Source organism: Pseudomonas sp. LBUM1674, assembly GCF_059695635.1.
This window is the reverse complement of the sequence record NZ_CP166779.1, coordinates 4,905,112-4,917,515: the sequence shown is the minus strand read 5'-3', so window position 1 is coordinate 4,917,515 and position 12,404 is coordinate 4,905,112. Positions and strand designations below refer to the sequence as shown.

At 61.9% G+C, this 12,404-nt stretch carries 6 protein-coding genes; all 6 read left to right on the top strand.

Translation table 11 applies throughout. The features are described from left to right. Nucleotides 1-80 precede the first annotated feature (80 nt). The 6 genes from ACA067_RS22630 to ACA067_RS22605 all read left to right on the top strand — a co-directional run bounded on the left by ACA067_RS22630 (nt 81) and on the right by ACA067_RS22605 (nt 12,259). Entirely contained in the window at nt 81-1,217 is a 1,137-nt protein-coding gene (locus ACA067_RS22630) for an MFS transporter (protein WP_497458576.1), read from the top strand. A gap of 406 nt (nt 1,218-1,623) precedes the next feature. Further along, the gene (locus ACA067_RS22625) at nt 1,624-3,348 is read left to right on the top strand and encodes a ShlB/FhaC/HecB family hemolysin secretion/activation protein (protein ID WP_497458575.1); all 1,725 of its coding nucleotides are present in this window, start codon (nt 1,624-1,626) and stop codon (nt 3,346-3,348) included. A gap of 90 nt (nt 3,349-3,438) precedes the next feature. Beyond that, nucleotides 3,439-7,950 (top strand): hemagglutinin repeat-containing protein, encoded by a 4,512-nt coding sequence (locus ACA067_RS22620; RefSeq protein WP_497458574.1) that lies wholly within the window; start codon nt 3,439-3,441, stop codon nt 7,948-7,950. A gap of 263 nt (nt 7,951-8,213) precedes the next feature. After that, a complete protein-coding gene (locus ACA067_RS22615) occupies nt 8,214-8,714 on the top strand; it encodes a sigma-70 family RNA polymerase sigma factor (protein ID WP_497458573.1) in 501 nt (166 codons plus the stop codon). Nucleotides 8,715-8,754: 40 nt separating this feature from the next. Then, on the top strand, nt 8,755-9,738 hold the full coding sequence (locus ACA067_RS22610) for a FecR family protein (RefSeq protein ID WP_497458572.1): 984 nt from the start codon (nt 8,755-8,757) through the stop codon (nt 9,736-9,738). A gap of 97 nt (nt 9,739-9,835) precedes the next feature. Beyond that, nucleotides 9,836-12,259 carry a TonB-dependent siderophore receptor gene (locus ACA067_RS22605; RefSeq protein ID WP_497458571.1) on the top strand — a complete coding sequence of 808 codons (2,424 nt, stop codon included), beginning with the start codon at nt 9,836-9,838 and terminating at the stop codon, nt 12,257-12,259. Nucleotides 12,260-12,404 lie beyond the last annotated feature (145 nt).

The following is a 12,404-nucleotide window of genomic DNA, read 5'->3' as shown; positions in this document are numbered from 1 at the left end:
TAGATTGTCAGGATCTGGATAATACGACAGGCGTGACTTCGTATGCTGCTCGGCAATTGTCTTGAAGAGCGACGTCTTTGATGAATTCCAGAAATCTGTTGATGTTGGCGATTGCATTGCTGATGTTTCCGCAAATCGCCCAAACCCTGTATAGCCCGGCCCTGGCCGACATCGGCCTGGCCTTTGCCGTCGGGCCGCAACAGGCGGCACAAAGCCTGTCGGTGTTTTTCCTGGCCTTCGCCTTTGGCGTGGTGGTGTGGGGCAGGATGTGCGACCGGATCGGGCGCCGGCCGACGATGCTTGCCGGGCTGGCGCTGTACACCGGTGCATCGGTACTGGCGCTGAGTGTCAGTCACTTCAATGCCTTGTTGACGGCCCAGGCACTGGCGGCATTTGGTGCGGCGGTGGGCTCGGTCGTCACGCAAACCCTGTTGCGCGACCGCTTCAAGGGCGCGCAATTGGCCCAGGTGTTTTCGGTGATGGGCATCGCGCTGGCGGCCAGCCCGGCGATTGGCCTGTTCACCGGGGCGAGCCTGGTACACGCCTTTGGTTATCGAGGTGTGGTGGGATGTCTGTTGCTGTTGGCCGCGATGTTATGGCTGTGGTGTCTGCGCACCTTGCCGGAAACCCGACCACAGCATGTGACGGTGCCCGCTCTGTCCGAGACGCTGTGGAGAATGCTCCAGGACCTCGATATCTGGCGCTCGACGCTGTTGGTGGCGCTGTTCAACGTTGCCCTGTTCAGCTACTACAGCCTCGGCCCCTTCGTGTTTCAGCGACTGGGCGTGAGTGCGCAATGGTTCGGCTACAGCGGCGTGATCCTGGCCCTGGGTTCCGGCCTCGGTGCCTGGCTCAACAAACGCCTGTTAGGTCGAGGCTACAGCGGCCCTCGGCTGATTCGGCTCGCGGCGGTGTCGGTGCTGCTTGGTGGCATGGGTGTTTGGCTAATGCAGGACAGTGTTCTGTTGGTACTGGCGATGTTGCTGGTGGTGCTGGCGTTCGGACTGGCGATCCCGAACATCCTTGGTTCGGCCCTGGTGAACTATGGCGACCGGTTGGGCACGGCTGGCGCGTTATTTGGTTTGCTTTATTACCTGTTGATCGGCGGCGGGCTGTTGCTTGTGGGCTGGGGACAGGCGCTGGGTGAAACCTTGATGCTGTGCGGTGCGTTGGCGTTGCTGCTGGCCGGGATCAGGCAACGGCGTAGGGGCCAGTGATTTTACCTTGTCATGGTGGTGCTTGAGCGCGCCTTCGCGAGCAGGCTCTTGCCCCTATAATTTCCAGAAAAACACCATTTATTAACACTTTGTATCAATTGATTTTGGTTTCCAATCTTCATGTAGGAAATAGGGCGCTTAAAGTTGAACGTAAGAAGTCGGAAGTAGGAAGCGGTTAACTAATATGTAGGAAATAGGAAGTTGGCTGATGCAAGTAGTAGGGGGCAAGTATAAATGGGGGCTGATTGGTAGGAGGCGAGAGAGGAAAAGTAAGACGCGAGTAATGCGCAAACTTGGCAGTGTTTAAAAGCCGCAATAGCCGTATTGCATAAATATGACAACGCTTTAACTATTAAACGCATAGACGAAACGGCATAGCGCCCTTTCAAGAACGCCAGAAAGTCAGGTGCCGAATCCTATTCGCGTTGTACCTCGTCGTCCCAATCCGCGCTCGCCATTGTCGGCCTTGTTGCTGGCTTTGAGTATTTCACCGCTCTATGCCGCCGAGTCTTCCGCCCCCGGACAGGAAGTATTACGCCAACAACAACAGCAACAACGCGACCTGCAACAGATGCAACTGGAACAACGCCGCCGACAACTTGAGCGCGGCAGTTTCAGTGGCACGCCGACCGCGCCAACGGCAGCCGACACAATGGCTGTCGATGAGCGATGCTGGTCCGTCAGCGGGGTGCGCGTCGGTGGCGTCACGCTGATCAACCGCAAGACACTCGACCAGCGCCTCACCCCGACATTATCGCCGTGCATGGGCGTAAACCAGATCAACCAGGTGCTGGCGACCATCACCGGGCTTTATGTGCAAGCGGGTTACATCGCCAGTCGGCCGTACCTCAGCACGACGCCAGAGGCCGGGCAGTCGCTGGATATCCTGGTCGATGAAGGCTACGTCGAGTCCATCGAACTGGCCGACCAGAGCCTGCCCGTTGCCCTTGGCGGCGCGTTTCCCGGGATGCTCGGCAAGGCGCTGAACCTGCGGGACCTGGAGCAGGGTCTGGATCAATTGAACCGCCTGCGCTCGGTGGACCTGAGCGCCGACATCGCACCCGGCAGTGAGCCTGGCGCCTCGCGGATCATCTTGCGCTCGCGCACCCGCGATCAATCGCGCTGGGCGTTGAACCTGGGGCTGGACAATCTCGGCAGCGCCATCACCGGGCGCGATCGTAATACGCTCAATCTTGGACTGGATTCGCCGCTGCAAATCAATGATTTGTTTAATGTCAGCTTCAGCGACACCCTCAACCAAGGCGATCGGTACAGCCGCAGCGCCAGCCTGTATTACAGCATTCCTTACGGTTACTGGACCTGGAGTGTCTTTGCCAGCCACGGGGAATATCGGGCGCCATTCAAACTGAGCAGCCTGACATTACAAAGTACAGGCACGACCGACCAGCTCAGTCTGCGCGCCGATCGAGTGCTGTGGCGCGGCCAGGGCCATCAACTCAGCGCCAACCTGCAACTGTCCCACAAGGATGTCGACAGCTACCTGGACATTGCGCATCTGTCGATTCAGAGCCCGACCCTGACCGTGGCCGAAGCCGGGCTGAATCTGTTCTGGCTCGACAGTGCGGTGTGGAACCTGGACGTCAATTACGCCCAGGGCCTGCGGTGGTTTGGCGCGGACGATGATGCCGAGCGCCGGTACAACCGCCAGCCCAAGGCGCAGTTTCGCAAGTACCGCGCCGGCCTCGGTCAGTGGCGCAATGGCCGCTTTGGCCAGCAGGCTTGGCAATGGCAAAGCCAGCTCAATGTGCAATACAGCCCTGACCCATTGCCGGCCATCGAGCAACTGCTGGCCACCGACGATTCGGCGGTGCGCGGATTCCGCATCAACAGCGCGTCCGGTGCCAGCGGGGCTGTCTGGCGCAACACCTTGCGCCTGCCATTGCGCAGCGACTTGCCGGTGCAGATCACCCCGCGCCTGGGGCTGGACAGCGGTGTGGTCCAGGCCGATCGCGGTGCCCCGAGTCAACGCCTGAGTGGGGGCAGCGTCGGGGTCAACCTGAGCTGGAAAAGCCTGCAAGTGGACCTCGATTACCAACGCAGCTTCAGCCTGCCCAGCCATTTCAAGCACGAGCCGCCGACCTGGCTGATGCGCGTGGGATTGCAGATGTGAACCTAATAAAACTGCCGAGGGTGCTGTGCGCGCCAGCCACGGCAGTCCTTCCCGCGCGCCGTGATACCGCACTTGAATTGAGAGGTTCTTATGTCAGCAAAACCCTTGGTGTTCCATCTTGCCCCCGGTGGCAAATTGCGCTGGGCGATTGCCAGCCTGTTTCTCCTTGCGCCGGTGCCAAACGCCCTGGCGACGGGCATCGTGGTCGCGCCCGGGCCCGGCGGCACCGCGCAATTGCAAACCCGCGACGGCGTGCCCATCGTCAATATCGTTGCGCCCAACGGCTCCGGCCTGTCCCATAACCAGTTTCTCGACTACAACGTCGACCGCCAGGGCCTGGTCCTGAACAACGCCCTGGAAGCCGGGCAGTCGCAACTCGCCGGGCAACTGGCCGCCAACCCGCAGTTCCAGGGGCAGGCGGCGAGCGTGATCCTCAACGAAGTGATCAGCCGCAACGCCTCGGCCATCAATGGAGTCCAGGAAATCTTCGGCCGTGGCGCCGATTACGTGCTGGCCAACCCCAATGGCATTTCGCTCAATGGCGCCGGTTTCATCAACACCCCAAACGCCCATCTCCTGGTCGGACGCCCCGAGCTGAACGAAGGCAAGCTGCAAGCCCTGAGCACCCGCGATGCCACGGGTGAGCTGAGCATCCGGGGCGCGGGTCTTCAGAACAGCGAAGGCTCGATCAACCTGATCGCTCCGCGTATCGACAGCGACGGCAAGCTTGGCGCTCGCGATGACCTGAACCTCACGGTCGGGCGCAATTCAGTGGATTACGCCAGCGGGCAGGTGCGGTATGTCGACCCGAGCGGTCACAGCAGCGACGGCCGCATCGACGCCCGCCTGTTCGGCGCCATGCAGGCCGGGCGCATCAACATTATCAGCACCGCAGAAGGCGCGGGCGTGCGAGTCGGCCCGGTGCAGGTGGCAGGTCGAGACGGTGTGCAGATCCGCTCGGCCGGCGACCTCGTCGTCAGCGGCGGGCCCGGGTCGGACAGCCTTGATCTGGTGCGCGCTGGCGTGCACAGCAGCCAGGGCGATGTCGGCTTGCACAGCGGCAAGGACCTGTTTCTGGCGGCCGCCGATGTCAGTGGTCGTGACGTCAAGGTCGGCGCCGGACGCAACCTGACGCTGACAACTGCGCAAAGCCGCAGGCTCAAGGAAAAACGCAACGACTGGAGCGAAGACACTCTCGGCATCACTTGGGAAACCTACGAGCAGACCCAGACCGAAGGCGATTTGCGGCAGCACGGCAGCCAGATTATTGCTCGCCGTGATGTGGACCTTTCTTCGGGCGGCGATACCGAACTCAAAGCTGCCCGGGTCGAGGCGGCGAAGGATCTGCGGGTGAAGAGCGGCGGCGATCTGCGCCTCACGGCAGCCATTGAAAGCAAGACGAAGTCCGATCAGGGCAAACGCCGCAAACACCTGTGGAAAGAAAGCTGGGACAGTCGCAGTGAGGAGCAGCGCAGCATCACCACGCAATTGAAGGGCGACAACATCGCCTTGACCGCGGCCGGGTTGCTGCGCTCTGAAGGCGCACAAGTGACCAGCCCGAACGATATCCAGATCGCCGCCAAACAGGTGGAAATTACCCACGTCCCCAGCACCGGACTCATTCGTGACAAGCGTTACTCGGGGGATCTGGTCGGCGGCGGGTTCTTCGGCAAGACCGGCGATACGGATCAGGGCAACACCCGGCACGAGGGCAGCGCGATCAATGCCGCCGGCAAATTGATCGTCAAGGCCGACGACGTACGCGTCAGCGGTAGCCAGGTACGCGGCGGCACCGAGGCCAGCGTCATCAGCGACAAGGGTTCGCTGATCATCGATGGCGTGCAGGACACATCCCACCTCAACAGCCACAACAAGGACAACAAATTTCTCGGCATCAGCAAAAATGAAACTCGCGCAAACACCCAGGACAATACCACGGTGCGCAGCGAGTTGACGTCGGACACCAACCTCACCCTCAAGAGCGCCAGGGACATCGAAGTGGCGGGCTCCACGGTCAAGGCGGGCGGTGCGCTCAAAGCAGATGCGGCGGGAGATCTGAATGTGCATTCGGCGCAGGACACCCACGATAGCAGCACAACCACGGCCAGCCGCGGCCTGGATGCCTACGCCAAGGAGAACGCGCCGGCTCCCGGCCAGTACAGCGCAGGCGTGCGTTATGAAGACAAGACGCAAACCCTGACTGACAACGAAGTGCGCCAGCAAGGCTCCAGCCTTGCCGGGTCTGACGTGCAATTGACGGCAGGTGGCGACCTGACGCTCAAGGGTGCCGAGGTCACGGCCACCGCGGGCGCTACGTCGCTGACGGGCAAAACCGTGGCACTGCTGGCCGAGCAGGACAGTCAACACACCTCGACGGACCGGCGCAGCACCAGCGGCGGTTTCAACTACACCGGCGGCCTTGATCGGGTAGGCAGTGGCCTGGACTTCGCGAATTCGACATCCCGGGACACCCGCGACACCACCACTGCCCAAACCAGCAAGGTCCAGAGCAGCGGCAGCCTGAACATCACTGCCGACAAACTGATCACTGAAGGGGCGCAAGTCAGTGCTGGCAAAGGCCTGGTGGTCGACGCCGGTGAAATCGACAACCGGGTGGCGCAGGACACGGACAGCAGTACACACAAGGAAAGCAACTGGCAGGCAGGCGTCGGCATCGATCTCGCGTACAAGGACATCGCCCGTCCCATCGCCGACGCCGTCAAAAGCGCCATCGATGCAAAAGTCCCGGACGTGGGCGCATTGGGCAAGCTCGGTCAGCCTGATATCGGAGTCGACGTCGCCATCGGTCATCAGAGTGCCGACCGCCAAGTGCGAAACAGCAACGATGTGGTCAGCCAGTTCAAGGGCGGCACCGTGGACGTCAAGGTCGCCGGTACGTTGCAGGACCAGGGCACCCGGTACGAGGCCAGCGCCGGCAAGGTCAACATCAGCGCCGACCGGTTGATCGCCAACGCCGCCAGCATCACCCATGGCAGCACCGATGAGGCGCTGGACGCCAAGGCTGCCGTGCGGGTCTACACCAAGACCGGGGAAGACCTGAACGTCGCCGGCAGCGGTGAGGGTGGCAGCCGTCAGACACAGAAGGACACGTCCACCGCGGTGGTCGGCAGTTACGCCGGCAGCCAGGGGGTGAGCATCAACCTGGGGGGTGACGGGCAGTTCGAGGGCAGCCGGTTCAATGGCGGGGAGGGTGGCGTGACGATCAAGGCCGGTGGCGAACTGGCGCTGAATCAGGCCAACGATCGTCAGGACAGCGACACGTCCAGCCTGCGCGGCAAGGCCTCGCTGAACGTCGGGACCCTGCCTGGTACAAACGGCACCAATGTTGATCTCGGCGCCGGTTTTCAGCTCGATCATAAAGGCAGTCAGGTCCGGGACAGCCAGGCCCGTGTCGCCGATATCCAGGGTCAAGGCCCGGTAGAACTGAGCAGCGGTGGCGATCTGGTGCTGCAAGGAACCAGGATCGACATACCGGGGACGATAGACCTCAAGGCCGGCGGCAAACTCGATCTGCAAGCGGCCAGCGACACCCGCCTCGTCAAGGGCAGCAATCTGGGCGGCGGCCTGGATCTGGGCGGCAGCAAGACCAGCACGGAGAAAAGCGTCGCCAAGACCGGCACCCTGGGCATCAACTTCAATGCCGGTCGGGTTGACGAGTCGGCGCAGACCTTGGCGGGCGTCCAGCTCAAGAGCCAGGACAGGATCGGTCTCAGCGGCGATTCGATCCGCCTGCAAGGCACCCAGGCGGACGCCCCGCATGTGCTTCTCGATGCACAAAAGGGCGGAATCCAGGCGCAATCCGCCCAATCCACGCAGAACCGCAAAAGCTTGAGTCTTGAGCTCAAGGCCGGGGGCAACCTTGGCAGCAGCACACCCACCGCCACGGCCACCGAAGACGTCGCGTCCAATGACTATGGGTTGAATGCCGGAGCCAAGGTCGGGGTGGATCACCTCAACGGCACGACTGAGCGGAACAGCCGGATCACCGCGGGCAATGTCGAGCTCAACAGCGCGGGCGATGTGCAATTGGCGGGGGCGCGGATCGATGCCGGAAAGGTCAGTGGCACGGTCGCAGGCAATCTGAACGTGCAAAGCCGTCAGGACCGCCAGACCTCGGCCAAGGCTGATCTTGACCTGGGGCTGACCGGCAAGAAAGCAGCGCCGGTCGACCAGGACAAACTGGCGGCAAACCCCGGGCTCAAGGGTATCGATTACAAGCCGACCCTCAAGTTCGATGGCGCCTATGCGTACAAGGACAGCGTGGGCCAGGCTTCCGGCATCAGCGGTACACAGGGCGTGAATCTCAAGGTCGGCGGCACGACGCAACTGACGGGCGCACGGATTGCGTCAGCTGAAGGCCGCGTGGGTCTGGGCGACTCCGGGGTCATTACCACGACCTTGAGCAACCTCGATTACAGCGTCAGGGGTGGACTCGATCTGCCGCAGAAACCGGCCATCGAGGGCGGCAAACCCGAGGTTTCGATTCCGGGTGAGCGCAGTATCAAAGTCGGCCCCGGGACCGTTGGCGGTCGTATTGACAGGCAATCGTTGCAATCGGGGATTGACGAGAACGCGAGTTAAGTAAGCACCCTGCAACCCAGGATGGGGCCTTGATGACTTCAGTTGTTATTCTGACCCTGTTCTGGCGGTGCCTGTAAGACTCCCGCTGTAGGTAAGAATGATCTTGTGGGTTTTTCCCTTGGGCGGGCAGACGAGCCGCAACTCGCCTGCCCGTCATTTTTGCGGATAACCTGAATTGGCCAGGCAGGTGCCGGTCTGGAATCCATTGCTTCCGGTTAATAGGAAGCATTACTATTCACGCCCCGTCTTCACAGCACGCCGCAATGACCCCCAAGCTGCCCCGCAGACACGGCTTTTTCGAGCATTACGAAGAGTTGGTTGGCACCTGGACCCGTCGCCTGAGAAATCGTCAGCAGGCCGAGGATCTGGCCCACGACACCTTCGTGCGGGTGCTTGAGTCCGATTCGGCGGCGGTGCAGCAACCCCGGGCGTACTTGCACCAGACCGCGCGCAATATCGCGGTGGATGGTTACCGGCGTGAGGATCGACGGGGCGCCATGGAGTCGGAGGCGATCGATCACAGTGTGTCGTCGTCCGGCGACCCGGAGCATTTCATGCATGCGATCCAGTTGGCTGATTCCATCGAGCGGGCGCTCGGCGAACTTCCGGTCAACTGCCGCAAGGTGTTCGTGTGGCAGAAGATCGAAGGCCTGACCCAGGCCGAAATCGCCGAACGCCTGGGGCTGTCCAAGAACATGGTGGAAAAGTATATGATCCGCACCCTGCGGCATTTGCGCGACCGTCTGGACGGGTTGCAACGATGATCGGCCGCGCCTTCTCATCCCCGGGCAAACAGGACCTTCCATGATGGATACTCGTGATTGCGCGTGCGGGCAAACAACGGTTCGCGACGAGGCGGCGCGGTGGTTTGTGCGTTTGCAGGAACCGGCCGTGGACGTCGAAGAACGTCGACGCTTCGAGCGCTGGCTGAACGAACATCCCCAGCATCGCGACGAATTTCAATTGCTTGAGGGGCTGTGGACGGCGGCTGACCTGCTGCCTGCAGCGCGTCTGCAGGCCTTGTGCGAGAGCCCGCCGGCCCGTGGCAAACGTCGCCCGCTGGTGCGTTATGCGGTGGCCGCCGGTGTGTTGGCCGTGGCGGTCGGGTTGGGATTGTTCAGCCAGCTGAATCAGCCGGCGATCTACACCGCCGAGTTTTCCACGGCCCTGGGTGAGCGCCAGCATGTGGCGTTGCCGGACGGTTCGGTGATCGACCTGAACAGCCGTAGTCGCGTCCAGGTGAGCTACGAACATGACCGGCGCCGCATCGAGTTGACGCAGGGCGAAGCGATGTTCAGCGTCGAACACGATACGCGCCGGCCGTTCGTGGTCGAGGCGGGCAGCGGCAAGGTCACGGTCACCGGCACCCGTTTCGATGTGCGTCGCGGCGCCTCTGAAACCCGGGTCGTGGTGGAGCAGGGCACGGTCAAGGTCCAGGGACGGGACGCTGCCGACAACGATTTCACCAGCCTCACCGCCGGCCTTGGTACGCGGGTCGATACCCAGGGCAAAGTGGCCGCCGCCTATGCGGTCAATCCTGCGGAACTGACCGCCTGGCGCAGCGGCAAACTGGTGTTCAACAACGCCAGCCTGCGCGACGTCGCCGAGGAAGTATCGCGCTACCGGGAGAAACCGCTGACCGTGAGCAGCGACAAAGTCGGCAATCTGCGCCTGACCAGCGTGTTCAAATCCGACAACACCGACGCGCTGCTCAAGGCGCTGCCAAACATTCTGCCGGTGGCCGTGCGGACCCTCGATGACGGCAGCCAGGAAATAATTTCAAAATAGATTCAGGTTTTTTTCGAGTTCATCGTCTTCTTGTCCAACTGCAACTGGTTTGCATTAACAAACGCACACTCTTGCGATCCACAGGACTAGGTTCGACGTGAAAAAAACCACCGCTAAAAACAACAAATGCCCTTGGTTGCCCTTGGTCCTCGCACTGGCGGTCAACGTTGCGCTGCCCCAGGCCTTTGCCGCCGATGCTATTCACATTCCGGCGCAACCCTTGGGCCAGGCCCTGAGTGAACTGGGCCAGCAAACCTCGCTGCAAGTGTTCTTCAGCCCTGAGCTGGTCGCCGGCAAACAGGCCCCGGCGGTGGATGGCAACCTTTCGCCAGAAGAGGCTCTGCGCCAGTTGCTGCAGGGCAGCGGTCTGCAGTACCAGATCGACCAGGGCTCGGTGACGTTGCTGCCAGCACCGAGTTCCGCGGCCAATGGCCCGCTGGAACTGGGGGTGACGGACATCAAGGTGGTAGGCGACTGGCTCGGTGACGCGGATGCCGCCGTGGTGCAAAACCACCCCGGCGCCCGCACGGTGATCCGCCGCGAGGCGATGGTCGAGCAAGGCGCGATGAACGTCGGCGACGTGTTGAAGCGCGTGCCCGGTGTGCAAGTGCAGGAGGCCAATGGCACCGGTGGCAGTGACATTTCCCTGAACGTTGGCGTGCGTGGCCTGACCTCGCGCCTGTCGCCACGCTCCACGGTGCTGATCGACGGCGTTCCGGCAGCGTTCGCTCCGTACGGCCAGCCTCAGCTGTCGATGGCACCGATCTCCTCCGGCAACCTCGACAGCATCGACGTCGTTCGTGGTGCCGGTTCCGTGCGTTACGGACCGCAGAACGTCGGTGGCGTGATCAACTTCGTGACCCGCGCGATTCCGGAAAAAGCTTCCGCTGAAATCGGCAGCACCCTGGAAACCTCCCAGCACGGTGGCTGGAAGCATATCGACACGGCATTCGTCGGCGGCACCGCGGACAATGGCATCGGCATGGCGCTGTTGTACTCGGGCGTGAACGGCAACGGTTACCGAGAACGCAACAACGGCAACGACATCGACGACGTGCTGCTCAAGACCCACTGGGCGCCCACCGATGTCGACGATTTCAGCCTCAATTTCCACTACTACGACGCCAGCGCCGACATGCCCGGCGGCCTGACCCAGGCGCAGTACGACGCCAATCCGTTTCAGTCGGACCGCAACAACGACAACTTCAGCGGACGCCGCAAGGACGTCTCGTTCAAGTGGACCCGGCAGCTCGACGACCGCACCCAGGCCGAAGTGCTGACCTACTACACCGACAGCTTCCGTGGCAGTAACATCGCCGCCCGCGATCAGAGGACCCTGGGCTCGTTCCCGCGCACCTACTACACCTTCGGCATCGAGCCGCGGGTGTCCCGTGTGTTCGACGTCGGCCCGACCACCCAGGAAGTCAGCGTCGGTTATCGCTACCTCAAGGAAGCCATGCACGAAGAGGCCAGCCGCCTGGCGCTGGTCAACAACGAGCCGGTGGTGCGTCCGGGTTCGGACGGGCACGTGTACCAGGATCGTACCGGCGGCACTGAAGCCAATTCGGTGTATGTCGACAACAAGATCGATGTCGGTAACTGGACAATCACCCCGGGCATCCGCTTCGAACACATCAGCACCGACTGGCACGACCGCCCCGTGCTCGACACCGCGGGCCGGCCGGTGCCGGAAAAGCGCCGCAGTATCGAAAGCAACGAGCCGCTGCCGGCCCTGAGCGTGATGTATCACCTGTCCGATGCCTGGAAGCTGTTCGCCAACTACGAAACCTCGTTCGGCAGCCTGCAATATTTCCAGCTCGGCCAGGGTGGCACGGGTGACGAAACCGCCAATGGCCTGGAACCGGAAAAGGCCAAGACCTATGAGGTCGGAACGCGCTACAACGATGATGTGTGGGGCGGCGAAGTGACGCTGTTCTACATCGACTTCGATAAAGAATTGCAGTACATCAGCAACGACGCGGGCTGGACCAACCTCGGCGCGACCACGCACCAGGGCATCGAGGCGTCGGTGCACTACGACATGGCGGCACTGGACCCACGCCTTGATGGCCTGACTGCCAACGCCGGATTCACCTACACCCGCGCCGTCTATGAAGGGGAAATTCCAGGCTTCAAGGGCCGTGACCTGCCGTTCTACTCGCGCCAGGTGGCGACCGCCGGCCTGCGTTATGACATCAACCGCTGGACCTACAACCTCGATGCCTTTGCCCAGTCCAAACAGCGCTCGCCGGGTGTTGCGGTGAACGCCGATGGCAGCTTCAGCGGCAATTACATCACCGAAGGCACTGCAGATGGCCAGTACGGTGACATTCCGGGTTACGTCACCTGGAACGTTCGCGGCGGTTATGACTTCGGCCCGAGCGTTTCGAATCTGAAAGTCGGGGCGGGGGTGAAGAACATCTTTGACAAGCAGTACTTCACCCGCTCCAGCGACAACAACTCGGGCATGTACGTCGGTGCGCCGCGCACGTTCTTTGTGCAGGCCAGTGTAGGGTTCTGATAGACCGAGGTGCCTTCATTCGCGAGCAGGCTCGCTCCCACAGGGATCTGCGGCGGACACAACATTTGTGTACGACACGGATCAACATGTAGGAGCTGGCTTGCCAGCGAAGGGGCCCGTCCATGCACAGTAATTCTGGGGTGTG